The organism is Streptomyces natalensis ATCC 27448, from assembly GCF_000935125.1.
Taxonomy (GTDB): Bacteria; Actinomycetota; Actinomycetes; order Streptomycetales; family Streptomycetaceae; genus Streptomyces; species Streptomyces natalensis.
Genome location: NZ_JRKI01000063.1, coordinates 63004 through 86234 on the forward strand (window position 1 = coordinate 63004; position 23231 = coordinate 86234).

The following is a 23231-nucleotide window of genomic DNA, read 5'->3' on the forward strand; positions in this document are numbered from 1 at the left end:
GGGGGGGCAAGGGCGAGATGTGGTCAGGCACACACGATGGCTACTTCGAAGAGACCGCACGGATGATCGCCGAGGAGTTGCACCGACGCCGCTCCAGGCAGCGTGCCAAGGCCGTCAAGTACAGCAGGGAGCAAGTGGAGCAAAGCCGCGCAATCGCCCATGAAACCGAGGCCGCCGAGCTGGAACGCCTCGCGGCCCTCGGGCAGATCCCGCTGGCTGAATACAAGGTCCGCGTGGCAGATCTGGAAGAAGACTCCGAGGACGGAATCGGACTGTAGAAATCGGACTGTAGAAACCGAACACACCGTGCGTCTCACCCGAAGGTGCCGCAAATCTCCGTCCGTTGGTCCGCGCTCATGCCCGCATCCCCGTCCCGCATCCCAGCCCCGGAGCCCCTCTCGCTAGGCTGCCTCCGCGCATAGTGGATCCGCATCGACTTTCGGGGGACTCGTGACCGCACCACCACCGCCGCCCGGCTCGTCCGGCCAGCCGCCGTACGGCTTCCCGCCGCAACAGCCGAACTCGGGCCAGCCGTACGGGCAACCGGGCCAGCCGTACGACGCGTCGCCACCGCCGCCGCAATACGGTCAGCAGCCCGCATACGGCCAGTCGCAGCCCCCGGCGTACGGTCAGGGTCAGCAGTCCTACCCGCCGCCCCCGCCCGCACCCACGCCCCCGGCCGGTACCGGCAGCCGCTGGAACTTCGGCTGCGTCGGCTGGGGCATCGTCATCCTGTGCGTGCTCATCGTGGTCGGCCTGGTGGCGAAGTTCTTCTTCAGCGGCTCCAGCGACAGTCCGCGCTACGCCAAGGTCGGAGACTGTCTGCACGTCACCAGCACCGCCCCCGGCAGCGATGCGAACAAGACCGAGTGCTCCGATTCCAAGGCGAACTACACCGTCGCGAAGCGGTACGAGTACGACGGCGTGTTCAGCACCCGCACCTGCCAGGACGTTCCTGGCGCCTTCAGCTACCACGGCCGGTACTACAGGACGGTGCACCACCACCGGGTCACGCACACCTACCTCCTGTGTCTCACCCCGCGTAACGGCACCTCGGGAAACCCGGCCCCGACCGGACAGCCCTGATCACGGACCACTGATCACGGACCACGGACCACGGACCACGGACCAATGATCACGGACCACTGACCACACGAACGGCGCCCCCGCAGCCAGTACGTCCCGTACGGATCGGCTGCGGGGGCGTCGGCGTTGTCCGGGGCCGGTCGCTACGCGGTGGGGGCCAGGCGGTGGCGGCTACGCGGTGGTGGGCGGCAGCGCGCCCGTATGCCGCAGGATCGCCGTGGTGAGCGGGGTGTGGACGGCCGGCGGGAGGGCGTGGCCCATGCCCGGGATCTCGACGAGGCGGGCGTTGCCGACGGACTGGGCCAGGTGCTGGGGGTGCGGGGGCGGGAAGACCGGCTCGGCGGGGGCGGCGATGACGAGGGTGGGCACCTCGTTCCCGGCGAGCGCGTCGGTGCGGAGCATGCCGCTGTGGTCGGCGCGGCCGTGCGCGGTGCCGACGCGGTGGTGGCCGGTGTGCTCGATGACGCGGTGTTCGAGGGCGCGGTAGAAGTCGGCGTCGAAGGGGAGTTGGTCACCGGCGAGTACCCGCCACTGTGCGATACGGCGTTCCACCTCGGCCTCCGGCCCGTGGTCCTCGACGGGGCGGGCCCACATCTCCAGGACCTCGGGCGCGATCCCGGGGAGCTCGTCGACGGGGACCGTCGTGCCGTCGGGGCGGGTGTAGGGGGTGGTGCTGAGGGCGCTGGTGCCCATGAGGGTGGCGCTGATCCACCGGTCGGGGTGGTCGGCGAGCGCCAACTGGGCAAGCATGCCGCCGAGCGACAGCCCGACGATGTGCGCTCGCTCGATGCCCAGCCCGTCCAGGACGGCGACGACGTCCTCGGCGAGATCGGCGATCCGGTACGGCCGTTCCTCGAACGGCCTGCTGGAGCGGCCGGTGTCGCGGTGGTCGTAACGGATGACCCGGTGGTGCGCGGCGAGCATGTCCACCAGCGGCTCCGGCCAGCCGACGCCGGTCGCCTGGGCGCCCATGACCAGCAACAACGGAGGCGTGTCGGCGGACCCGCGCTGCTCGGTCCACAGGCGGATGCCGGGGGTGGAGGCTTCGATGAATTGCTGCACGGCCGTCCTGTCGGTAGTCGGTGGTCGGTAGTCGGGGGGCGGTAGGCGGTAAGCAGTGGTCCGGGGACCGCGCGACGAGACGTATCGTCTCGTTGATCGCGAAGTCCTGTCAAGAAATCGGGGACGGAGGGCGAAGATCGTAAACTTACTGGGCAGTAAATGCGCTAAAGGGGCGGGACGGAGGGACATTCGGCATGGGTGCCGTGAAGAGCAAGCGGGTGCCGCGGGCGGTCCGGGAGCAGCAGATGCTGGACGCGGCGGTGCGCACCTTTGCCCGGCGCGGCTACCGGGCGGCCTCGATGGACGAGATCGCCGAGGGCGCGGGGGTGTCCAAGCCGTTGGTCTACCTCTATCTGAACTCCAAGGACGAGCTGTTCAGCGCCGTCATCCGGCGGGAGGCGGCCGCGTTGGTGGCCGCCGTGACCGCGGCCGTCGAGCTGGAGGCGCCGGCCGACCGGCAGCTGTGGAGCGGGCTGACGGGTTTCTTCGCGCACACCGCCGCGTACCCGGACGGCTGGGCCGTACTGCATCAGCAGGCCCGCACGCACGGTGAGCCGTTCGCGCTCGAAGTGGCCGCGATGCGCGCCGAGATCGTGGAGTTCGTGACGGATCTGATCGGCGCGGCCGCCAAGGAGGCGGGCTGTGTCGGGGAATTGGCCGACCGCGAGGTGGCGGGTCTCGGCCATGCGCTGGTCGGTGCGGCCGAATCGCTCGCCGAGTGGGCCAACTCCGCCGCGGCGACCGACGTTTACGGGGGAGAGGTGCGGCCTTCGGCCAAGGACACGGCGGCCACGCTGATGAACCTCGCCTGGGCCGGCCTCGGTCGGATGACGGAGGGCGAACGGTGGTCCCCGGGCGGCTGATCCCTTCCCCGGGACGGGTATCGAACGAAGGCGGCGCTCGGGGATTGGCCAACTCCTGGTCCTCGCGTAAATTTACTTCGAAGTAAGGTTACTGGTGGGTCAGGGGGTTCCCCCGGGCTGCCGCCCTGCCCTTCCCGCGCGCCCCGCTCCCACCACACCCCCCGCGCCCCTTTCACACCAGAACGCGCCGTCAGTTCGCCGATTTCACACACGAAATACGGAAGACATGAGGAGCCGCTCGTGTTCAGCAAGGAAAGCGCCGCCTCCGCCACGCCCCCCGCCACCGCCGCCGCGCCCGGAGCCCCCGCTCTCGTGGAACCGCAGAAGGCCCTCCACGACGGCACCGTGCGCGAGGTCTTCGTCCCCGCCCTCGCCCCGCCCGTCCGCGGCGGCTCCCTCGGCGACCTCCCCTTCGTCAACGCCGCCGAGGCCCCCGCCGACATCGTCCTGGCCCGTAAGCAGCCCAGCGGCGCCTGGCGGGACATCACCGCCGCGGAATTCGCCGCGGAGGTACGGGCGGTGGCCAAGGGGCTGATAGCGAACGGCCTTTTCCCCGGTGACCGGCTCGCCATCATGGCCCGTACGACCTATGAATGGACGCTGATCGACTTCGCCGCCTGGGCAGTCGGCCTGGTCACCGTCCCCCTTTACCCGACCTCCTCCGCCCACCAGGCCCGGTGGATCCTGCACGACTCCGGAGCCCGCGCCTGCGTGGTGGAAGACGTCGAGGAAACCCGCCTGATCAGCGGCATCCGCGGCGGACTCCCGGCCCTCGACCACCTCTGGCAGTTCAACACCGGCGCCGTCTCCCAGCTCGTCGCCGCCGGCCGCGACCTCCCGGACGACATCGTCGACGAACGCCGCACCACCGTCGGCCCCGCCTCCCTCGCCACCCTCATCTACACCTCCGGCACCACCGGCCGCCCCAAAGGCTGCGTGCTCACCCACGCCAATTTCTTCGCCGAGGTCGACAACGCCGTCGCGCTCCTCCACCCGGTCTTCACGTCCGTCAGCGCGGAGCCCGCCTCCACCCTCCTCTTTCTGCCGCTCTCCCACGTCTTCGGCCGCATGGTCGCCATCGGCTGCCTCCGCGCCCGCGTCCGCCTCGGCCACGCCCCCAGCATCCAGACGGACGACCTGCTCGCCGACCTCGCCTCCTTCCAACCCACCTTCCTCCTGGCCATTCCCTACGTCCTGGAGAAGGTCTTCAACACCGGCCGCGCCATCGCCGAGAAAATGGGCCGCGCCGCCTCCTTCGACCGCGCCGCCCGGATAGCCCGCGCCTACGGCGAAGCGGTCGAGGCCCAGGAGCACGGGCAGGGCCCCGGTCCCGGCGTCGCCCTCAAGGCCGCCCGCAAGCTCTACGACCCCCTGGTCTACCGCCGCATACGGGCCGCGCTCGGCGGCAGGGTCCGCTATGCGATCTGCGGCGGCTCCCCCCTGGGCCACCGCCTCGCCGCCTTCTACTCCGGCGCCGGCATCGAGATCTTCGAGGGCTACGGCCTGACGGAGACCACCGCCGCCGCCACCGTCACCCCGCCCCTGCGCCCCCGTATCGGCACGGTCGGCTGGCCCCTGCCCGGGAGCGGGGTCCGTATCGCCGACGACGGCGAGATCCTGCTCCGCGGCGGCCAGATCTTCACCGGCTACTGGGACGCGGCCCGCGGCGCCGCCGTCCCGATGACCGACCGGGACGGCTGGCTGCCCACGGGAGACCTGGGCGCCCTGGACGCCGACGGCTATCTGACGATCACCGGCCGCAAGAAGGAGATCATCGTCACCACGGGCGGCAAGAACGTCGCCCCCGCCCCCTTGGAGGACCGCCTCCGCTCCCACGCCCTGGTCGGCCAGTGCATGGTCATCGGTGACAATCGCCCGTACATCACCGCCCTGATCACCCTCGACCCCGACGGTCTCTCCCACTGGCGTCAGATGACCAAGAAGCGGGACGTCCCGCTCGCGCAACTCGCCCACGACAAACAGCTCTTGACGGACATTCAGCACGCCGTCGACGACGCCAACAGCCTGGTCTCCCGCGCCGAGTCCATCCGCCGTTTCGCGGTCCTGCCGACGGAGTTCACCGAATACACCGGCCATCTCACCCCGTCCCTGAAGCTGCGGCGGTCGGCGGTCACCCGCGACTTCGCGCCCGAGATCGAGGCGCTGTATGCAAAGCCATGACCCGTCGCCCTGCGGCCGGGCTCCGTCGCCCCCCGGCCGTCACCGCCGCCCGCCCCCGCCCGACGACCACCGGTTCAACCGCCGCACGCTCTCCTTCAGCGCGGCCCGCCGCCCGTAGTCGTCGCCCCGTTCCGCAGCCTTCCGTCGCTCTTCCCTTTTCTCTGCCGCTCCCCCTTCCTCCTTTTCGCTCACCACAGCGGCACCTCCACCTTCATCCGCCGCTCGCGCCGCAGCCGCCACTCCTCCTCGGTCAGCAAATACGGCCTGACCAGGCAACTGTCCTCGCCGCGCAGTGGAACCTCGGCGGGCCCACGGAACGTGCGCACCGGCGGCACCGAGCGGGCGGCGTGGCGCGGACCGGTGGCTGGGGTGCGGCTAACGGGCGCCCGATGCCCTCCACGAGCCGGAAGTAACCAACTCACTACCAAGAGCGAGATCCTTCGGATAAGATCAGACATGCTCGTCAACTTTCTTGGGGTTGATGGCCCTGCCCCCGGACTGGTCGCACGGTCGCGGGGGTGACTCAGGCTGTCGTTCAGAAATGGCTGCCCCTCTCCTATGGAGCCGGGGCGCTCGGCGCGTCAGACTGGAACCCCCGTGTCACCTCTGTGGGGGAGGTGGCACGGGGCCTCTCATTCCCCCGCGGCCTTACGCAGCGCGGTCGTCAGCTTGCGTGCCGTAGCGGTGTTGCAATTCCCGAGCGCGATGAGCGAGAGGCGGTAGCTGCCCGCGTAGGCCGGCAATTCGGTCCCGAGCGACGGCAGCGTGATCCCGTTGGCCGCGAGCGCGGCGCGGAGGTCTTCGGTGCAATCGTCCACGTTGTCGTCGTGGTTACGGCTGTGCTCAAGCATGGATGGCGCCTCCTTGCGCATTGTGACGAACTGCTCACAGCGTGCCGTGGGGCGGCGTACCGTGGAAGGGATTTCCCCTTCGGTGCAAGATCCGTGGAACGGTGAAAAATGCCCGCACGCAAGGACGTTGACGGCTCAGCGAGTGTCCCCGCCTTCTACGGCTCCGAGTTGCGCTGGAAACGGGAAAAGGCGGGCCTCACCCTCCAGGCGGTCTCCGAGGGCATCTACTACTCGCCGAGCTACCTCAGCGAGATCGAACGCGGACAGCGGCGCATGCCACTGGACATGGCTATCCATGTGGACCAGGTGCTGAAGACCGACGGCTTCTTCGAGCGGCGCTGCGGGGACGTACGGAAGGCGCGACTAGCCGGGCACGCCGGGTACTTCGAGCGGGTTCTGGAGGCGGAGAAGCACGCGGAGTCCGTCGAGGAGTGGTGTCCCGCCCTCATCCCGGGCCTGCTCCAGACCGCTGCATACGCACGGGCGCTGGTTCTGGCGGCGCACCCGCATGCCTCCGATGAGGAGGTGGACGAGAAGGTCAACGCACGGTTGGCGCGGGCCCGCCTCTTCGAGGGCGACCACAAGGCCCCTGAGTACTGGGCGATTCTGCATGAGTCCCTGCTTCGTCACCCGATCCTCCCGCCCGCGGAAATGGCGGAACAGCTGGAGCACATCGCGGGGTTGGTACGACGGCGACGGATCGTTCCACAGGTCATGCCGATGAACAGCGGGGCGTTCCCGTTGATTCTCGGCACGGTCACGATCATGGCCTTTCCTGACGCGCCACCCCTGGTCTATACGGAGTCCTCGTACAGCGGCGTCACCATCGACGATCCGGCGCTCGTGAAGAAGTACCGCAAGGCATACGATCGGCTGAGGGCCGCCGCACTGCCGCCTGAGGCGTCCCTGGCCATGATCGAGGCAGCGGCAGAGGACTATCGAAATGGCAAGCAGACAGCGTGACTTGAGCGCAGCCATATGGCGTAAGAGCAGCTACAGCAACGGGGACGGCGGTAACTGCGTGGAGGTCGCAATGGACTTCCCCGGCGCCGCCCACTGGCGCAAGAGCAGCCACAGCAACGGCGACGGCGGCGACTGCATCGAGGTCGCCGACAACCTCCCCGGCCTCGTCCCCGTACGCGACACCAAAACCGCCCCCAACGGCCCGACGGTCATCATCCCGGCCGCCGCCTGGACCCGCTTCGTCACGGCCGTCAAAGACGACGCGTTCCGCGCCTAATGCCATGCTCGACATGCCCGAAACGGCCGAGCACTACGACGTGGAGCTCGACTTTTCGGAGGCCGACACGGGGGCACCGGGCCCGGGGGAGACGAAGCGGACCTGCGTCGCCACCGTGTCGGTCTTCCGGGACCCGGCCGACGGGCTCCGGCCGGGTCTGAACCACCAGTCGTTCTACGAGTTTTCCCGTCGGCTCAATACGACGGCTCTCGGAATGCAGATCTGCTGCGACGACGTGCACATCGACCAGCTGCGCGCCGAGGCCACGGCCCTGCTCGCGGCCCTCGGCGACGGCGTCTGAGTCCCATCACCCCCAGGCCGGGGGAGTAGTTGCGGAGGCCGGGCGCGTTCAGCCGGCGGCGGCGCCGAACCACTTCGGCAGCTCGCCGAGCAGTTCCTGCTGGTCTGCGCCGACCCACGCCACGTGGCCGTCCGGTCGTAGCAGCACCGCGGGTACGTCCAGTTCCTCGCTGACATCGGCGACGTGGTCGACCCGGTCCGCCCAGCCCGCCACCGAGAGTTGGCCGGTCTGATCCAGCAGCAGGCCGCGTCCGGCGCGCATCAGCTCGTAGAGGCGGCCGCGCTTCAGCTGCACGTCCCGCATCCGTCGGCCGAGCAGGTCATGCCCCTCGCCGAAGTCGTAGCGGACACTGATCGCGGTGATCTTCTCGATCAGGTAGCGGTTCACCTCCTCGAAGTCCATCAGCTCTTCCACCAGCCGGCGCACCGCCTGGGGCCCCGGCTCCGTGGACATCAGCTGCATCTGGGCGCGCGTGTGGTCCAGCACGGCGGTGGCCACCGGGTGGCGCTCGGCCTCGTAGCTGTCCAGCAGCCCCTCCGGTGCCCAGCCGGCGACCTCGGCGGCCAGTTTCCAGCCGAGGTTGAACGCGTCCTGGATGCCGAGGTTGAGGCCCTGCCCGCCGGTCGGCGGGTGGACGTGCGCGGCGTCGCCGGCCAGTAGCACCCGGCCGACGCGGTAGCGCTCGGCCTGCCGGGTGGCGTCGCCGAAGCGGGACAGCCAGCGCGGCGAGTGCACGCCGAAGTCGGTGCCCGCGGTCGCCCGCAGCTGCTGCTTGAACTCCTCGAACGTGGGCGGGACCGTGCGGTCCTCGGCCACCCCCTCGGCGGGCACGACGACGCGGTACACCCCCTCCCCGAAGGGCCCGAAGCCGAACCGCTTCTGCGTCTTGCGGACTTCGGTCATCACGGCGGTCAGCGTCTCCTGGTCCACGCCGACCTCCATCTCGCCGAGCAGCGTCTCGACCCTGCTGGGCTCCCCGGGGAAGCCGACGCCCAGCAGCTTGCGCACCGTGCTGCGGCCGCCGTCGCAGCCGACGAGGTAGCGCGAGCGCAGCTGCGTGCCCTCTGCCAGCTCGACGGTCACCCCGTCCTCGTCCTGGCTCAGCCCGGCCAGTTCGCAGCCGCTGCGGATCTCGGCGCCGAGCTCGGTGGCGTGCTCGGACAGCAGGCGGGCGGTGACGGGCTGCGGGATGCCGAGGACGTACCCGTGGGCGCTGTCCAGCCGGTCGGGCCAGGGCTTGTCGATGCCGGCGATGAAACCGCCGACCCGGTACTGCTTGCCGAGCGCGAGGAAGTTCTCCAGCAGACCGCGCTGGTCCATCACCTCGATGCTGCGCACGTGCAGGCCGAGTGCGCGGACGACCCTGGTCGGCTCCGGCTCCTTCTCCAGCACGAGCACGTGCACACCGTGCAGCCGCAGCTCGGCGGCGAGCATCAAGCCGGTCGGTCCACCGCCGGCAATGATCACGTCGATCATCACAACCCCCATGTATGTGCGCAGATTCTGGCGTCGGCCGGTGATTCTGCGGCACGACCGGGGCCTTGCCGCAAGCCCCCCAGTGCGCTATACGTTGAGAGTGGCAAGGAGTGGTCGAGTTCCTTGCCTTTGTTTTTGTCGGCGGTCGGTGGTTGGCGGCCGGCGGTGGTGCCCGTGGCCGGTGCCCGTGGTTGCCCGTTTCCCGTGGTTGCCCGTTTCTCGTTGTTCGAGGTACCGAGGGCGGGAATTCATACGGATGTCGGATGTCATTCAGGGCGCGCGGTGCCGTAGGCGCGGAAATGGCAATCGCGGGGACATGGCCCCAAAAAGGCAGGAGCCCCGTTCCCCGCCGAGGCGGGGAGTGGGGCTCCTTGGGTACTGCGTAAGAGTGACCAGGATTTATTCCGGGCCGGGCAACTTACTACGCGGGGGTTACGTTCTCCGCCTGCGGACCCTTCGGGCCCTGCGTGACGTCGAAGGTGACCTGCTGGTTCTCCTCGAGGGAGCGGAAGCCAGCGGCGTTGATCGCGGAGTAGTGGACGAAGACATCCGGGCCGCCGCCGTCCTGGGCGATGAAGCCGAAGCCCTTTTCAGCGTTGAACCACTTGACGGTTCCGGTAGCCATAAGCCCTCCTTGGGCCAAAGGGTTGCCCTGCTCCAGAACCTGCAAACAAGTCTGAAAACTACAAAAGCCTGCGGGTTACATGCTCCGCAGGCTCTGTACTGCAAGGGAAACCAAACTGCAACTTGCGATGAGCGTAGCACGGTGCGCTCATGAGGTGGAAGAGCCAAAGATCACGTTTACTCGGGGCGGGTGAGAGGCATACGCGGACGCGTGCCCGGCACTCGTACGGCCGCTGCGCGGCCCCGCCGCATTGCTTCAGGGGGCACGGGTCTAGCCTCCGCATGTGGACAATTCAACCTTTGGAGACGCACCCGCAGGCGCTCCGGCCGACCACCGTCGCAGCCGGCCCCGGGTGGGCCACATCCAGTTCCTGAACTGCCTGCCCCTCTACTGGGGCCTGGCGCGTACGGGCACGCTGCTCGATCTGGACCTCAGCAAGGACACGCCGGAGAAGCTGAGCGAGCAGCTGATCCGCGGTGAGCTCGATATCGCACCGGTGACCCTGGTGGAGTTCCTGCGGGCGGCGGACGATCTTGTGGCGTTCCCGGACCTGGCGGTCGGCTGCGACGGGCCCGTGATGTCCTGCGTGATCGTCTCGCAGAAGCCGCTGGAGCAGCTGGACGGCGCCCGGGTCGCCCTCGGGTCGACCTCTCGGACCTCCGTACGGCTGGCCCAGCTGCTGCTGGCGGAGAAGATCGGCGTGCAGCCCGAGTACTACAGCTGCCCGCCGGACCTCGGGCTGATGATGCAGGAGGCGGACGCCGCGGTGCTGATCGGCGACGCCGCGCTGCGCGCCAATCTGCACGACGGGCCCAAGCTCGGCCTGGAGGTGCACGACCTCGGGCAGATGTGGAAGGACTGGACGGGTCTGCCGTTCGTCTTCGCCGTATGGGCGACCCGGCGCGATTACCTGGAGCGCGAGCCGCTGGTCGTCGAGAAGGTCCACGAGGCGTTTCTGGCCTCCCGCGATCTGTCGCTGGAGGAGGTCACCAAGGTCGCGGAGCAGGCGGCGCGCTGGGAGACGTTCGACGAGGCGGTGCTGGAGCGGTACTTCACCACGCTGGACTTCCGCTTCGGGGCCGAGCAGCTCCGCGGCGTCACGGAATTCGCCCGCCGGGTCGGGCCGACGACCGGTTTCCCGGCCGATGTGAAGGTGGACCTGCTGGGGGCGGCGAGGGGCTAGGACCCGTCTCCAGATGTGAGCGCGGCCGTGACGGCCCTAGGCCCCGGCGGTGCGGACAATGGGGCGGGTTCCCGGCGCTGCGTCGGGCGCGGGCCCTAAGGTGATGTGCGGTGTGTGGGGGCCGTACGAGGGCCTTACGAGGGGGAGGCAGTCATGGAGCCGCTGGCCGGTGACGACCCACGGGTCCTGGGGGGATACCGGCTGCTGGGCCGGCTCGGTGCTGGTGGCATGGGGCGGGTCTATCTGGGGCGCAGTGCGGGCGGCCGTACGGTGGCGGTGAAGATCGTCCATGCGCAGCTCGCGGCCGACGACGAGTTCCGGGCGCGGTTCCGGCGGGAGATCGAGTCGGCGCGGCGGGTGGGCGGCGCCTGGACCGCGCCCGTTCTGGACGCCGATCCGGACGCGTCCGTTCCGTGGGTCGCCACGGGGTACGTCGCCGGACCCTCGCTCGCCCAGGCCGTCGCCGATGTCGGTCCGCTGGCCGAGCATTCCGTACGGGCCCTGGGCGCCGGGCTGGCCGAGGCGCTGGCCGCCGTGCACGGGCTGGGGCTCGTCCACCGGGACGTCAAACCGTCGAATGTGATGCTGACGCTGGACGGTCCGCTGCTGATCGACTTCGGGATCGCGCGGGCGATGGCGGGGACGGTCTCGCTGACGTCCACAGGGGTCTCGGTCGGATCGCCCGGCTATATGGCGCCCGAGCAGATCGTGGGGACGGGGGCGGCGGGGGCCGCGGACGTCTTCTCGCTGGGGGCGGTGCTGGCGTTCGCGGCGACCGGGGTCAGTCCGTTCGCGGGGGACTCGTCGGCCGCGCTGCTCTACAAGGTGGTGCACGAGGAGCCGGTGCTGGGGCCGCAACTCGTGGGTGAGGTACGGGAGTTGGTGGCCGCCTGTCTTGCCAAGGACCCGGCCGGGCGGCCCGCTCCGGCCGAGCTCGCGGCGCGGCTCGCGGGGGAGGCGAGCGGCGGGGCCGCGGGGCTGGTGCGGGCCGGGTGGCTGCCGGGGGCCGTGGTGGAGCAGGTGAGCCGGCGGGCGGTGGAGCTGCTGAGTCTGGAGGGGGACGTGGGTGGGGGTGGGGCCACGCCGCCTCCTCCCCGGGGTGAGTTCCCCTCCGGGCTGGTGCCGTTCGACACCGAGGTGTCCGGGGCGGCCTTCGGTGCGCCCGCTCGGCCGGAGGGGCCGCCGTCGGCTCCCTGGCCGGTGGCCGGGGTGGCGGCGGCCGAGGCGCCGACCGCGGACGCCGCCCCCAAGGAGCGGCGGGTCGCGCTCACCGGGGCGGTCGGCGGCAAGGAGCGGCCGCGCCGGGTGAGCTGCACGCTGGTGCTGTCGGTGGCCGGTGCGCTGGCCGTCGCGACGACCGCGGCCGTGTTCTTCCGGCTGCTGCCGGGCGGGCCCGGCGGAGGGGACACGGCGGCCGAGCCGCCGCCCGGCAGCGCGGCGACCACGCCCGGGGACGGGTCCACCGGGCCCACCGTCGCCAAGCGCTTCCTCGGCACCTGGACCGGCAGCGTCACCACGGCCCGGGGAATGGGCAACGGCTCGATGACCAGCGTGATCAAGCCGGGCGGCAAGGGCGATTACGTCATCCACACCACCTACGACGTGGTGGTGGTCCAGTGCGAGGCCAAGGCGAAGCTGGTGTCGGCCACGCCGAACCGGCTGGTGCTGCGGGAGCGGCCCGACGGGAAGCAGGGGTTCGGCTGCACGGGGAACACGACCCAGGTGACGTACACCTTCCGCAAGGACGGCACGATCGCGTTCACGTCGGACGACAGTGCGGGCGGCACCCCGACGTCGACGCTCACCAGGCGCTGACCGGACGGCCGGAAGGCCGGGGGGGCGCGGCCTCGGGTGCCGCCCGCGCGACCCCTGGACCGGCGGCCGAGGCCGTCAGACCCCTGACGTACGCTGGTTCGGTCGTTATGCCCGCCTCCGAAAGGGACGCCCCGGTGACCGAGAACGCCGACCTCCAGTCCGTACTCGACCGCGCCGCGCAGGGCGGCCGCATCACGCCGGAGGAGGCGCTCGACCTCTACCGTTCCGCGCCGCTGCACGCGCTGGGCCAGGCCGCCGACGCCGTACGCCGCCGCCGTTACGCGGGCAGCGAGCACATCGCGACGTACATCATCGAGCGGAACATCAACTACACCAACGTGTGCGTGACGGCCTGCAAGTTCTGCGCCTTCTACGCCCCGCCGAAGGACACGGCCAAGGGCTGGACGCGCGACCTCGACGACATCCTGCGCCGCTGCGCGGAGACCGTCGAGCTGGGCGGCACCCAGATCATGTTCCAGGGCGGGCACCACCCGGACTACGGCGTCGAGTACTACGAGAAGCACTTCGCGGCCATCAAGAAGGAGTTCCCGCAGCTGGTGATCCACTCGCTCGGCGCGTCCGAGGTGGAGCACATGGCGCGGATCTCCGGAGTGTCCGTGGAGGAGGCGATTTCGCGGATCCACGCTGCGGGCCTGGACTCCTTCGCGGGCGCCGGCGCCGAGCTGCTGCCCGCCCGGCCCCGTAAGGCCATTGCGCCGCTGAAGGAGTCCGGTGAGCGCTGGCTGGAGATCATGGAGGTGGCCCACCGGCTGGGGGTGGAGTCGACGTCCACGATGCTGATGGGCACGGGCGAGACCAACGCCGAGCGGATCGAGCATCTGCGGATGATCCGGGACGTCCAGGACCGCACCGGCGGCTTCCGGGCCTTCATTCCGTACACCTACCAGCCGGAGAACAACCATCTGAAGGGCCGTACGCAGGCCACCCTCTTCGAGTACCTGCGGATGATCGCCATCGCCCGGCTCTTCCTCGACAACGTCGCGCACATCCAGGGCTCGTGGCTGACCACCGGCAAGGAGGTCGGCCAGCTGTCGCTGCACTACGGCGCCGACGACCTGGGCTCGATCATGCTGGAGGAGAACGTCGTCTCCTCGGCGGGCGCCAAGCACCGCTCCAACCGGATGGAGATCATCGATCTGATCCGCAAGGCGGAACGGGTGCCGGCGCAGCGCGCGACGACGTACGAGCACCTGGTCGTGCACGACGACCCGGCCAACGACCCGGTGGACGACAAGGTCGTCTCGCATCTGTCGTCGACGGCCATCGAGGGCGGCACGGCGCATCCGGAGCTGAAGCTCATCGACGCCAAGTAGGCGCGGGATGCTGACACTTCACCGCGTCCAAGGGGTCCGGACGGTCCACGACGGTCCGGCGGCCCCCGGGGACGCGGTCGTGGTGGACGGCGCCGCCCTCGCCGTGATCGGGCCGTACGAGGAGCTGTCCGCCGCGTACGGCGCCACGGCGCGCGTGCGGGAATGGGACGGCGTGCTGACGCCTGGGCGCCATGAGCCGGACGGGGCCGCGCTGCTGGAGGCGGCCTACCATCCCGATCCGCGCGAGGCCGACGAGCTGGGCACGGAGCTGCTCACGGGGGAGGCGTTGGCCGCGCTCGGCATGACCGAGGCGCGGTGGGGTGCGAGCGCCCGGCGGGGGCTCCAGCGTCTGCTGGCGGCCGGGACGACGGCGCTGACCGGGCCGTTCGCCCGCCCCGCGGTCCGTACGGCGGTCCAGCGGTCGGGGCTCGTGGTGCTGCCGGGCCCGTCGCCGCGGGAGCTGGCGGTGGGCGGACCGGCCCATTTCGCCGTGTTCGCGCCGGACGGGAGCTGTCTGGCGACGGTGCTGGGCGGGCGGCTGGTGTATCGGCGGCGGTGAGCCGGGCGGGCGGGGCGAGCAGCCGGGAGGTTGTCCCGCCGGGCGATCTTCGCCGCGGTGCGACAAGGGGCGCCAGGGGGCGCCAAGGTGCCGTCAACGCCATCCCGCCCTCCATCAAAGGGACATCAACGGAAACCGAATGACATATCCGGCCCGGCATGATCGTGGGCGCGGGGACGGCCGGGGCGCCCGGCCGCTCACGAGGCACTGCGCAGCGCCGGCCGGTCGGATGTTGTGTGGGTGGGGGTCCCCCCTGCTCGAGCGAAGTCGAGAGCTTGGGGGAATCCGGCCGTCCCCGACCAGCCGCACGGCGCGGGGTCGTGCCCGGTGCGGGAACCGGCCGGGGCACGGTGGACAATGGCCGGGTGACCCGAGCATCCCTGGACAAGCAGCCGCACGAAGTCGCCGCGATGTTCGACGACGTGGCGGCGCGGTACGACCTCACCAACGACGTGCTCTCCCTGGGGCAGGCGCGGCTGTGGCGCAAGGCGGTGGAGCGCGCGGTGGCTGCGCGGCCCGCCGAGCGGGTGCTCGACCTCGCGGCCGGCACGGGGACCTCCTCGCTGCCGTTCGCCCGCACCGGGGCCCATGTCGTGCCGTGCGACTTCTCCGTCGGGATGCTGCGGGAGGGCAAGAAGCGCCACCCGTGGCTGCCGTTCACCGCCGGCGACGGGACCCGGCTGCCGTTCGCGGACGAGGTCTTCGACGCGGTCACCATCTCCTTCGGGCTGCGCAACATCCAGGACACCGACGCCGCGCTGGCCGAGCTGTACCGGGTCACCAAGCCCGGCGGGCGGGTGGTGATCTGTGAGTTCAGCGAGCCGACCTGGGCGCCGTTCCGGACCGTCTACACCGAGTACCTGATGCGTGCGCTGCCGCCGGTCGCCCGTGCGGTCAGCAGCAACCCGGACGCCTACGTCTACCTCGCCGAGTCCATCCGCACCTGGCCCAACCAGCCCGAACTCGCCGCCCGGATGCAGGGCGTGGGCTGGACCAAGGTTGCCTGGCGCAATCTGACCGGCGGTGTGGTGGCGCTCCACCGGGGGACCAGGCCGGTCGGCTGAGCGACCTGGGGCCGGTGGCCGGGGGCCCCGGCCGTAACTCCCGGATCTTCGGGCCCGTTCCCGGATCTTCGGACTCGCTTGGGTAACGCCGCTTCACAGGGCGTGCAGGTGCGGGAACCATGCGTGGCGCGGCCGTGTCTGTACGTCATGCCTGTGCGTCCTGCCTGTGCGTACGGCCGTTGGCCAATTCGTCCGTAGCTGCGTGGCTGCCGATGCGCTGCCCGCCGAGTTCCCGGAGTCCGCCCGTGTCCGACCGATCCGCGTCCTGCCCGGACTGTGGTTCCCCTTCGCCGCCCGAGGCCCGCTTCTGCATGGGCTGCGGGCGGGAGCGGCAGGCCGCCGCGCCGCCCCGTCCCGACGGGCCGCCGCCCCCGCCGCCCCCGGGGCGGCCCCCCGTCCCGGCGGCGCCGCCCGGATCGCCGCCGCCCGTCGCGGCCCCCGTACCCGCCGTACCCGCCGGCCCTTCTCCCGTCGGCGTCTTTCTCGGCCGTACGGTGCGGGGCGACTGGCGTACCGCGCTGAAGATCGCGGCCTGGCCGACGCTGATGCCGTTCGTACTGGCCTGTGTGCTCGGCATCTTCTCGTCGCACGACACCGACGGGGCCGGGCTCGGCTGGGGCGTCCGGATGCGCTGCGCGCTGGCGGTGCTGCTCCAGAGCGTCGGCGGCCGGATCACGCTGTCCGGCAGTGCCACCGGGCCGCTGGGCAGGTTCGGCGAGGGGCTGACCGGCGAGATGTCGCTGTCGCTGGTGCCGCTGGTGATCACGGGGCTGTGGGTGCTGCTGCTGGCGCTCGCCGCCCGCCGGGCCCGTCGTGCGGCCGCCGTGGGAGCCGTGGGCGGGGCGCCGGGATCCCTTCCGGCCGCGATACCGGGTACGGCCGTCTCGGGGGCGGCCGTAGCGGAGACGGTGCTGCGCATCGCGGTGCTCTGCGGCGCCGGCACGTTCGCGCTCGGCCTGCTGGCCCAGCCCTCCTACGACGGCATGGAGTTGTCCTCGTCCCCCTGGCTGGCGCTGCTGTGCTCCTTCGCGCTGGCGGCCCTGGTGAGCGGGGTGGTGCTGGCGCGCGACGGGGCGCAGGAGTGGCTCGCGGTCCGCCCCGGGTGGCGCGTGACGCTCGCCGCGCTGCGGACCGCGCTGATCGCGCTGTTGACCGTCGTTCTGGCGGCCGGAGCGGTCGCGTATGTGTCCCTCCTCGCCTCGGCGGACCACGTCGAGGCCGCTCAGGCGATCGGCCTGCTGGTGCTGCTGCCCAACCTCGGCGCCATCGCGCTGGCGATGGCCTGGGGTGCGCCGGTCAACGTCGAGTGGAACCTGCCCGACCTGCCGTTCCTGGAGTCCGGCCGGAAGTCGCTCGGCTACGGCGAACTGGGGCATTTCGGTGGCGGCTGGACGCTGTTCGGCGTCATTGTCGGCGGTCTGGTCGGTGCGCTGCTGGTCGGCGTCATGATCACCCGGCGCAGCGCCGACCGCCGCGAACGGCTGCTGGCCGCGGGCTTCTTCGTCCTCGCGCTGGTGCTGGTGGTGTGGGCGGCGGGCGCCACCGCGGCGGCGTCCTTCCATGACGCGTCGGGCGGCGGTTACGGGGGCGGGTACGGCGACGGCGGCTACGGCGACGGCGGCTACGGGGACGGCGGTTCCTGGGACGGGGGCGACTCCGGCGGTGGCTACGGCTCCCGTCTCGATGCCCACGGCGAATTGACCGCGGGCGGCGCCGAGACGCTGCTGTTCGCGCTGCTGTGGACGTTCGGCGCGGTGCTGCTCGCCCCGTATCTGCTGATGATGGCCGGGCGCGGGTCCGGTCCGGTGGCCGTCGACGCGGCGATGCCGGTGGCCCCGGCGGCCCCGGTGGCCGTAGTCGAAGAAGCCCCGACCCCCGCTGCCGACGTCACCGCGGCGCCCACCCCCGAAGAGCCGCGCCCGGCCCGCCGCCGCGTCGTCAAGTGGGTGGCTGCGGCACTCATCGCGTTCCTGATCGGCGGCGGTGCGACGGCCGGTGCGCTGTACTACCGGAGCCACCACGGCGGCACCGAGGACCACAAGACGGACAGGAAGCCGGCCGTGGAGAAGAGCGCCGCTCCCACCCCGTCCGCGTCCCCGACCGTCTCCCCGTCCCCGTCGCAGTCCGCCCCCTCCGCCGACCTGCCCGCCGGTTTCGAGCGACAGGACGATCCGTACGGCTTCTCCCTCGGGGTGACGCGCGGCTGGCAGCGTACGGCCAAGGGCACCCAGGTCGAATACCGGCCGAAGGCGGGCGATTCGGTCCTGCGCATCGTCGTCCGGGCCAACGCCCCGCGTGCCTCGTACGACACCTTCCTGCGCACGGAGAAGGACGGCGGCAAGAAGCCGTTGAACTACCAGCGGGTGAAGCTGGAGAAGAACACCTTCCGGGACGGCGAAGGCGCCCTGTGGGAGTTCACCTACGTCAACGACCAGGGCGCCACCATGCACGCCGTCGAGCAGGCGTATGTCGCCGCGGACGGTACCGAATACACCCTCTCCTACGAGTGCATCGACGCGCTCTACGCCCCGGACGACGACAAGGTGTTCAGCACCGCGCTGAACACCTGGCAGGTGTCCGCCACGGACGTCGACTGAGACCGGCCCGCGGCGGCCTCCCGCCGGTCACCGGGAAGCGGACGGCTCACAGCTCCATCCGGAGGCAGTGGGCCGTCCGCCCCACCGGCGTGATCACCGTCTCCGCCCGCCGCATCCCCAGCCGCCGCGTCACCGCCAGCGACCGCTCGTTGCGCGCGTCCACCATGGCCACCACCCGCCGTATCCCGGCCGCCCGTACGGACTCCAGCGCGGCCCGCGCCGCCGCCGTTGCGTACCCCTTGCCCCAGTACGCGCGCCCCAGTCTCCATCCGATCTCGATCTCCCCCGTCGGCCCCCACTCCTGCGGCCACGGCTGCGCGCCGGTGAACCCGATGACCGCGGCGTCCGCCGGGTCCACCAGCGTGTAGAGGCAGAACCCCAGCTCCGCGTGGTGACGGCGCTGGCGCGCGGTCAGCTCCTCGTAGACGGAGAGTTCGGCGGGGTGGCCGCGGAGGAATTCCATGACCTCGGGGTCGTGGAAGACCCGGTGCCACTCCAGGGCGTCCTCCTCGGTGGGCACACGCAGTTCGACGGCGGGCAGCGGGGACGCGGCGTCCAGCGGCTTCATGGGCCAACCCTTCAGTTTCCGATCGCCAAGGCCCCCATAGACTGCACCTGCCCGGTGCCGTCAGGCGCCCAGATATCCAGATAGCGACCCGTCGACCCCGTCGGCCCCGTCGGCTTCCATCGACTTCCGGGAGACCCCCCGTGCCCGAGCCTGCGTCCGCGTCCTCGACCGAGTCCGTGACCACTCCCCGCTCCGACCACAGCGCGGACGTGATCGTCGTCGGCGCCGGGCCCGCCGGCTCGACCACCGCCTATCACCTGGCGAAGGCCGGTCTGGACGTCCTCCTCCTGGAGAAGACCGCGTTCCCGCGCGAGAAGGTCTGCGGCGACGGCCTGACCCCGCGGGCGACCAAGCAGCTGGTCGCGATGGGTATCGACATCTCCGAGGAGGCCGGCTGGCTGCGCAACAAGGGTCTGCGCATCATCGGCGGCGGCTCCCGCCTCCAGCTCGACTGGCCGGACCTGGCCTCGTACCCGAACTACGGACTGGTCCGTAAGCGCGACGACTTCGACGAGCAGCTGGCCCGCCAGGCCCAGAAGGCCGGCGCCCGCCTCCACGAGCGCTGCAACGTCGGCGCGCCGATCATCAACGACCTCACCGGCCACATCACCGGCGTCCACGCCAAGCTCGGTGAAGAGAAGACCCCGGTCACCTTCCACGCCCCGATCGTCGTGGCCGCGGACGGCAACTCCACGCGCCTCTCCCTGGCCATGGGCCTGCACCGCCGCGAGGACCGCCCGATGGGCGTCGCCGTGCGGACGTACTTCACCTCGCCCCGCCACGACGACGACTACCTGGAGTCCTGGCTCGAACTCTGGGACCGGCGCGGCGCCCAGGACCGGCTGCTGCCGGGCTACGGCTGGATCTTCGGCATGGGCGACGGCACCAGCAACGTCGGCCTCGGCGTCCTGAACACCTCCAGCTCCTTCAAGGAGCTCGACTGGCGCGAGATCCTCAAGGCGTGGTGCGCCTCGATGCCCGCCGACTGGGGCTACACCCCGGAGAACATGACCGGCCCGATCCGCGGCGCCGCCCTGCCCATGGCCTTCAACCGCCAGCCGCACTACACCAAGGGCCTGTTGCTGGTCGGTGACGCGGGCGGGCTGGTCAACCCGTTCAACGGCGAGGGCATCGCCTATGCGATGGAGTCCGGGTCGATCGCCGCCGAGGTCATCGTCCAGGCCCAGGCCCGCGCCACGTACGCCCAGCGCGAGCTGGCCCTCCAGCGCTACCCCAAGATCCTCAAGGACACCTACGGCGGCTACTACTCCCTGGGCCGCGCCTTCGTGAAGCTCATCGGCAACCCCAAGGTCATGAAGATCGCCGCCCAGCGCGGTCTGACCCACCCGATGCTGATGCGCTTCACGCTCAAGATGCTGGCCAACCTCACCGACCCGACGGGCGGCGACGCGATGGACCGGATCATCAACGGGCTGAGCAGGGTGGCGCCGAAGGCGTAGCGCCGGGGCCCGCCCCCACGGGCCCCGTCCATGACCTCCCGCGTAATTGAGCGGGAGGTCCCCTCCCGGCAGCCTTGGGCACGCAGCGGGAACCCCCGCGGCAGCTGCCAGGAAACGGGAGGGAACACCATGTACGTCGAGAGCCACGACGGCACCCGCCTCGCCTACGAGGACTACGGCCAGGGCGAGACGCTGGTGTTTGTTTCGAGCGCCATGCTCAACACCGAGATGTGGGAGTACCAGCTCCCCTTCTTCGCCGAGCGCGGCTTCCGTTGCGTCGCCTTCGACCGGCGCGGGCACGGCCGGTCCGACCGGCCGTCCACCGGCTACGACATCGACTCGACGGCCGACGATCTGGCCGCGGTGCTGACGCAGCTCGATCTGCGGGACGTCACCCTCATCGGGCACTCGCTCGGCGGCGCCGAGATCGCGCGCTATCTGGCGCGGCACGGTGCGGGGCGGGTGGCGCGGGTGGTGTTCATCGCGGCGATGCTGCCGTTCCTGAAGCGTACGGACGACAATCCGCAGGGTCTGCCCCAGGAGGCGATCGAGGCGTCGATGGCGCGGCTGCGGGCGGACCGGCCGAAGTGGCTGGCCGGCCAGAAGGAGGCGTTCTTCGCCACCCACCTGGGCAACGACGTCTCGCCCGCCCTGGTGGAGCACACCATTTCGCAGTGTCTGTCGGCCTCGCCGTGGGCAACCCTCCAGGCGCAGCAGGCGGCGGTGCACACCGACAGCCGGGCGGCGCTGCGCGAGATCGGCGTCCCGGCGCTGGTCGTCCACGGTGCCGCCGACTTCTCGGCGCCGGTGGAGGTCACCGGGCGGCGCACCGCCGAGCTGATCCCGGGCGCGACGTACAAGGAGTACCCGACCGCCGGGCACGGCATCCACGCCAGCCATCACGCCCAGCTGAACGCCGACGTGCTGGAGTTCATCAAGCGGTGACCGGGCGCCGGACCGGTACGACGAAGGGCCGCCCCCGGGGGAGGGGCGGCCCTTCGCGGCTACCGGGGGTGCGGCGGTCCTAGAGGACGCGCACCGCGCCGGTGGGCATGTCGTAGCTGAGCGGGCGCTCGACGATGCCGGTGCTCGGGTTCTGGGCGCCGATGAACTTGCCGTCGCCGACGTAGACGGCGACGTGGTAGGCGCTGCCCGCGCTGCCCCAGTACAGGATGTCGCCGACCTGGAGGTTGTCGAGGCCGACCTGGGTGCCCTGGGTGGACTGGTCCTGCGAGACGCGCGGCAGGTCGATCCCGATCTGGCGGAACGCGGCCTGCGTCAGGCCGGAGCAGTCGTACGACGAGGAGCCGGTGGCGCCGAGGACGTACGCCTTGCCGAGCTGGGCCTTGAGGAAGGAGACCAGGGTGGCGGCGTTGCCGGAGCCGAGGGAGGCGGAGAGCGAGGTGCGGTCGGCGGAGCGCGAGGCGCGGGCCTGGGCGGCCTCCTTGGCGCGGCGGGCCTCCGCGGCCTTCTTCTTGGCCTCGGCCTCGGCCTTGGCCTTCTTCACGGCGGCGGCCTTGTGCTTCTCCGCGGACTTGGCGGCCTCGGAGAGCGCGTTGTCCTGGAGGGCCTGGCGCTCGTAGTCGAACGCGACCTGCTGGGCGGCGTCCGCGCTCTTGGCGGCGCTGGTGGCCAGCGCCGTCGTGATGGTGGGCATCTCCTGGGTTTCGGAGACGGGCTTTTCCACGGCATTGGCCGGCAGGCTGGCGCCGGTCACCGCGAGGGTGAGGAAGCCACCGGTCACGCCCGCACGCAGTGCCCGCGAGGACGCGGAACGGCGGGGCTTCCGGTGGCTGGGTATGAGTGCGTTCGGGGACATGGCTCCACGGCTATCAGGAGCCGGAGGTTGCTGCCAAGAAAGGTGGTGTGCACCACACTTGTCGTGTACGCGACGAACAAAAGGGATCTTTTGGTCGCGCGGCGAGTCGGAGGCGTGATGTCCGGATTCCGCGATCATGTTCCTACGCATGGCATTTGCAGCCTGATGAGGCGTCGGGAGGGGCTTACCACCTCTGCACCCGCCACGCCAAGGCTTCCCGGCCGTCAAGGACTTATCGCGTGAAACCACGTGGGATAGGTCACTCTTGAGTGTCCGTTATGTTCCCGTGATCTGACGGACGGGGTCCGCTTCGCGCGACCGCCGGACGTCACCCGCTCCGTCGCCCGGCCGGCCGTCCGGGGGTCCGCTCGTGAGCGTGAGCACGTACCGACGATCACGGTCGCATCACGGCCGGGTCACCCAACGGGCTCGGCGGCATATACCAGTTGGCCGGTTCTCGCGCCAATTTGCTTGAAACGGCACTCGCTTGATAAAGGGACCACGTCGCTGACCAGCGGTAACCCCGGCGAATGTCACCTCAAGTGATCACTCGCACGCTTCGCGTATGAAGATCACCGACGATCCGGCTTCATGATCCTTCGTCAGGTGGTGAAGATCACAAAGTCGTTGTCGCACCCGTGTCGCAGATCACAGACCGGCGGGCATAAGATGCAGGCGTTCGGGCTTGTGAACTGCCTCACATATGCACGATCTCTCCGGGGCAGCCCAGTGGGCCCGAGCGGACCGCCATCCAGTCATCGTCGACTGAAGGGAGCGAGGACGGTGAACGCTTATGCGCCCCTCCTCGTACTGGGAGCCCTCGGGGCAGGCTTTGCGATCTTCTCGGTCGTGATGGCCACGCTCGTCGGACCCAGGCGCTACAACCGGGCGAAGCTTGAGGCGTACGAATGCGGAATCGAGCCGACCCCGCAGCCGTCCGGCGGCGGTCGCTTTCCGATCAAGTACTACCTGACGGCGATGCTCTTCATCGTCTTCGATATCGAGATCGTCTTCCTCTACCCCTGGGCCGTCACCTTCGACGCCCTCGGGATCTTCGGGCTCGTCGAGATGCTCCTCTTCGCGCTCACCGTCTTCGTCGCCTACGCCTATGTCTGGCGCCGTGGCGGCCTGGAATGGGACTAGGGGT

General features: G+C 70.7%; 23 protein-coding genes. 16 read left to right on the top strand and 7 right to left on the bottom strand.

All coding sequences use genetic code 11. The features are described 5' to 3' along the window. Positions 1-62 precede the first annotated feature (62 nt). Positions 63-278, top strand: a complete 216-nt coding sequence (locus SNA_RS36780) for a hypothetical protein (RefSeq protein WP_157880192.1) — start codon at positions 63-65, stop codon at positions 276-278. A gap of 172 nt (positions 279-450) precedes the next feature. Further along, the gene (locus tag SNA_RS36785; protein ID WP_052809031.1) at positions 451-1086 is read left to right on the top strand and encodes an LppU/SCO3897 family protein; all 636 of its coding nucleotides are present in this window, start codon (positions 451-453) and stop codon (positions 1084-1086) included. Between the two features lie 171 nt (positions 1087-1257). Here SNA_RS36785 and SNA_RS36790 read toward each other — a convergent pair whose 3' ends face one another. Further along, on the bottom strand, positions 1258-2148 hold the full coding sequence (locus tag SNA_RS36790) for an alpha/beta fold hydrolase (RefSeq protein WP_030067044.1): 891 nt from the start codon (positions 2146-2148) through the stop codon (positions 1258-1260). Between the two features lie 194 nt (positions 2149-2342). On the opposite strand from SNA_RS36790, the gene SNA_RS36795 reads away from it, so the two are divergent. Further along, a complete protein-coding gene (locus tag SNA_RS36795; protein WP_030067043.1) occupies positions 2343-3011 on the top strand; it encodes a TetR/AcrR family transcriptional regulator in 669 nt (222 codons plus the stop codon). 240 nt (positions 3012-3251) lie between these two features. Then, positions 3252-5192 carry an AMP-dependent synthetase/ligase gene (locus tag SNA_RS36800; RefSeq protein ID WP_030067042.1) on the top strand — a complete coding sequence of 647 codons (1941 nt, stop codon included), beginning with the start codon at positions 3252-3254 and terminating at the stop codon, positions 5190-5192. Between the two features lie 188 nt (positions 5193-5380). On the opposite strand, the gene SNA_RS43020 is transcribed toward SNA_RS36800, so the two are convergent. Continuing rightward, complete coding sequence (locus SNA_RS43020; protein ID WP_157880193.1) at positions 5381-5518, bottom strand: hypothetical protein; 138 nt, start codon at positions 5516-5518, stop codon at positions 5381-5383. Between the two features lie 306 nt (positions 5519-5824). Further along, positions 5825-6043 carry a hypothetical protein gene (locus SNA_RS36805; protein WP_030067041.1) on the bottom strand — a complete coding sequence of 73 codons (219 nt, stop codon included), beginning with the start codon at positions 6041-6043 and terminating at the stop codon, positions 5825-5827. Between the two features lie 108 nt (positions 6044-6151). Here SNA_RS36805 and SNA_RS36810 point away from each other — a divergent pair, with 108 nt between their 5' ends. From SNA_RS36810 to SNA_RS36820, 3 genes are read left to right on the top strand one after another with little or no spacing between them, the layout of a single operon-like run. Then, complete coding sequence (locus tag SNA_RS36810) at positions 6152-7006, top strand: helix-turn-helix domain-containing protein (RefSeq protein ID WP_030067040.1); 855 nt, start codon at positions 6152-6154, stop codon at positions 7004-7006. After that, positions 6987-7283, top strand: coding sequence for a DUF397 domain-containing protein (locus tag SNA_RS36815; RefSeq protein ID WP_030067039.1), 297 nt, complete (start codon positions 6987-6989; stop codon positions 7281-7283). The genes SNA_RS36810 and SNA_RS36815 overlap by 20 nt, the downstream gene beginning before the upstream one ends. 13 nt (positions 7284-7296) lie before the next feature. Continuing rightward, entirely contained in the window at positions 7297-7584 is a 288-nt protein-coding gene (locus SNA_RS36820) for a hypothetical protein (protein ID WP_157880194.1), read from the top strand. A 48-nt stretch (positions 7585-7632) separates the two neighbouring features. On the opposite strand, the gene rox is transcribed toward SNA_RS36820, so the two are convergent. Together rox and SNA_RS36830 are read right to left on the bottom strand one after the other, a co-directional pair. Continuing rightward, positions 7633-9060 carry a rifampin monooxygenase gene (gene rox / locus SNA_RS36825; RefSeq protein ID WP_030067037.1) on the bottom strand — a complete coding sequence of 476 codons (1428 nt, stop codon included), beginning with the start codon at positions 9058-9060 and terminating at the stop codon, positions 7633-7635. Between the two features lie 421 nt (positions 9061-9481). Continuing rightward, positions 9482-9685 (bottom strand): cold-shock protein, encoded by a 204-nt coding sequence (locus SNA_RS36830; RefSeq protein WP_030067036.1) that lies wholly within the window; start codon positions 9683-9685, stop codon positions 9482-9484. Positions 9686-9968: 283 nt separating this feature from the next. Between SNA_RS36830 and SNA_RS36835 the strand changes: the two genes are divergently transcribed. The 6 genes from SNA_RS36835 to SNA_RS36860 all read left to right on the top strand — a co-directional run bounded on the left by SNA_RS36835 (position 9969) and on the right by SNA_RS36860 (position 18237). Further along, positions 9969-10868 carry a menaquinone biosynthetic enzyme MqnA/MqnD family protein gene (locus SNA_RS36835; protein ID WP_037790843.1) on the top strand — a complete coding sequence of 300 codons (900 nt, stop codon included), beginning with the start codon at positions 9969-9971 and terminating at the stop codon, positions 10866-10868. A gap of 153 nt (positions 10869-11021) precedes the next feature. Then, a complete protein-coding gene (locus SNA_RS36840; RefSeq protein WP_030067034.1) occupies positions 11022-12683 on the top strand; it encodes a serine/threonine-protein kinase in 1662 nt (553 codons plus the stop codon). Positions 12684-12817: 134 nt separating this feature from the next. After that, complete coding sequence (mqnC, locus tag SNA_RS36845) at positions 12818-14017, top strand: cyclic dehypoxanthinyl futalosine synthase (protein ID WP_030067033.1); 1200 nt, start codon at positions 12818-12820, stop codon at positions 14015-14017. 7 nt (positions 14018-14024) lie between these two features. Further along, positions 14025-14576 (top strand): hypothetical protein, encoded by a 552-nt coding sequence (locus tag SNA_RS36850; protein ID WP_044368729.1) that lies wholly within the window; start codon positions 14025-14027, stop codon positions 14574-14576. 365 nt (positions 14577-14941) lie between these two features. Continuing rightward, entirely contained in the window at positions 14942-15640 is a 699-nt protein-coding gene (locus tag SNA_RS36855) for a demethylmenaquinone methyltransferase (protein ID WP_044368731.1), read from the top strand. Positions 15641-15885: 245 nt separating this feature from the next. Next, positions 15886-18237, top strand: a complete 2352-nt coding sequence (locus SNA_RS36860; RefSeq protein WP_157880195.1) for a zinc ribbon domain-containing protein — start codon at positions 15886-15888, stop codon at positions 18235-18237. A gap of 46 nt (positions 18238-18283) precedes the next feature. Here the strand turns inward: SNA_RS36860 and SNA_RS36865 are convergent, their stop codons facing one another. Beyond that, positions 18284-18805, bottom strand: a complete 522-nt coding sequence (locus tag SNA_RS36865) for a GNAT family N-acetyltransferase (protein WP_044368736.1) — start codon at positions 18803-18805, stop codon at positions 18284-18286. A 140-nt stretch (positions 18806-18945) separates the two neighbouring features. On the opposite strand from SNA_RS36865, the gene SNA_RS36870 reads away from it, so the two are divergent. Together SNA_RS36870 and SNA_RS36875 are read left to right on the top strand one after the other, a co-directional pair. After that, a complete protein-coding gene (locus tag SNA_RS36870) occupies positions 18946-20265 on the top strand; it encodes a geranylgeranyl reductase family protein (protein WP_030067028.1) in 1320 nt (439 codons plus the stop codon). A 129-nt stretch (positions 20266-20394) separates the two neighbouring features. Continuing rightward, the gene (locus tag SNA_RS36875) at positions 20395-21210 is read left to right on the top strand and encodes an alpha/beta fold hydrolase (protein ID WP_044368738.1); all 816 of its coding nucleotides are present in this window, start codon (positions 20395-20397) and stop codon (positions 21208-21210) included. A gap of 79 nt (positions 21211-21289) precedes the next feature. Here SNA_RS36875 and SNA_RS36880 read toward each other — a convergent pair whose 3' ends face one another. Beyond that, entirely contained in the window at positions 21290-22084 is a 795-nt protein-coding gene (locus tag SNA_RS36880; RefSeq protein WP_030067025.1) for a C40 family peptidase, read from the bottom strand. Positions 22085-22867: 783 nt separating this feature from the next. On the opposite strand from SNA_RS36880, the gene SNA_RS36885 reads away from it, so the two are divergent. Beyond that, positions 22868-23227 (top strand): NADH-quinone oxidoreductase subunit A, encoded by a 360-nt coding sequence (locus SNA_RS36885; RefSeq protein ID WP_030067024.1) that lies wholly within the window; start codon positions 22868-22870, stop codon positions 23225-23227. Positions 23228-23231 lie beyond the last annotated feature (4 nt).

Excerpts from the sequence above, each read along its gene's own strand:
- SNA_RS36780 (WP_157880192.1), top strand. The coding sequence starts at position 63 with ATGATCGCCGAGGAGTTGCACCGACGCCGCTCCAGGCAGCGTGCCAAG.
- SNA_RS36795 (WP_030067043.1), top strand. The coding sequence starts at position 2,343 with ATGGGTGCCGTGAAGAGCAAGCGGGTGCCGCGGGCGGTCCGGGAGCAG.
- SNA_RS36805 (WP_030067041.1), bottom strand. The coding sequence starts at position 6,043 with ATGCTTGAGCACAGCCGTAACCACGACGACAACGTGGACGATTGCACC.
- SNA_RS36810 (WP_030067040.1), top strand. The coding sequence starts at position 6,152 with ATGCCCGCACGCAAGGACGTTGACGGCTCAGCGAGTGTCCCCGCCTTC.
- SNA_RS36815 (WP_030067039.1), top strand. The coding sequence starts at position 6,987 with ATGGCAAGCAGACAGCGTGACTTGAGCGCAGCCATATGGCGTAAGAGC.
- SNA_RS36820 (WP_157880194.1), top strand. The coding sequence starts at position 7,297 with ATGCCCGAAACGGCCGAGCACTACGACGTGGAGCTCGACTTTTCGGAG.
- rox (WP_030067037.1), bottom strand. The coding sequence starts at position 9,060 with ATGATCGACGTGATCATTGCCGGCGGTGGACCGACCGGCTTGATGCTC.
- SNA_RS36830 (WP_030067036.1), bottom strand. The coding sequence starts at position 9,685 with ATGGCTACCGGAACCGTCAAGTGGTTCAACGCTGAAAAGGGCTTCGGC.
- SNA_RS36840 (WP_030067034.1), top strand. The coding sequence starts at position 11,022 with ATGGAGCCGCTGGCCGGTGACGACCCACGGGTCCTGGGGGGATACCGG.
- SNA_RS36850 (WP_044368729.1), top strand. The coding sequence starts at position 14,025 with ATGCTGACACTTCACCGCGTCCAAGGGGTCCGGACGGTCCACGACGGT.
- SNA_RS36865 (WP_044368736.1), bottom strand. The coding sequence starts at position 18,805 with ATGAAGCCGCTGGACGCCGCGTCCCCGCTGCCCGCCGTCGAACTGCGT.
- SNA_RS36875 (WP_044368738.1), top strand. The coding sequence starts at position 20,395 with ATGTACGTCGAGAGCCACGACGGCACCCGCCTCGCCTACGAGGACTAC.
- SNA_RS36880 (WP_030067025.1), bottom strand. The coding sequence starts at position 22,084 with ATGTCCCCGAACGCACTCATACCCAGCCACCGGAAGCCCCGCCGTTCC.